The 393-nt window shown below is 52.7% G+C and carries 1 pseudogene; it reads left to right on the top strand.

Annotation, left to right across the window (positions count from 1 at the left end):
- Positions 1-393 (top strand): annotated as a pseudogene (locus tag ACYVTD_RS17570) (diaminopimelate decarboxylase); the annotation flags it as partial.

Below are 393 nucleotides of genomic sequence, written 5' to 3'. Positions count from 1 at the left end.
AGCGTATACAGGGCCGCACTCAAAATGGACGCCGTCATCAACCTGGACGATTTTTCCCACATCGAATACTTGGAAAAAACCGCGGGCTTGCCCGAATTAATTTCCATGCGTTACAACCCCGGCCCGTTAAAGGAAGGCAACGCGATAATCGGCAAGCCCGAAGAGGCGAAGTACGGCCTTACACGCGAACAGCTAATCAGCGGGTACTCTCTTTTGAAGGAAAAGGGAGTAAAGCGTTTTGCATTGCACACGATGGTCGCCTCCAATGAGCTTTCCGCCCCCTACCACATCGAGACCGCGAGAATGCTTTTCGAGCTTGCCGTCGAGATAAAGGAAAAGGCGGGAGTGCGCCTTGAATTTATCAATCTCGGCGGAGGCGTGGGAATCCCATAC

The organism is Treponema sp. R6D11 (assembly GCF_054786075.1).
The sequence above is the reverse complement of the archived record's forward strand: the minus strand, read 5'-3'. Positions and strand labels throughout refer to the sequence as shown.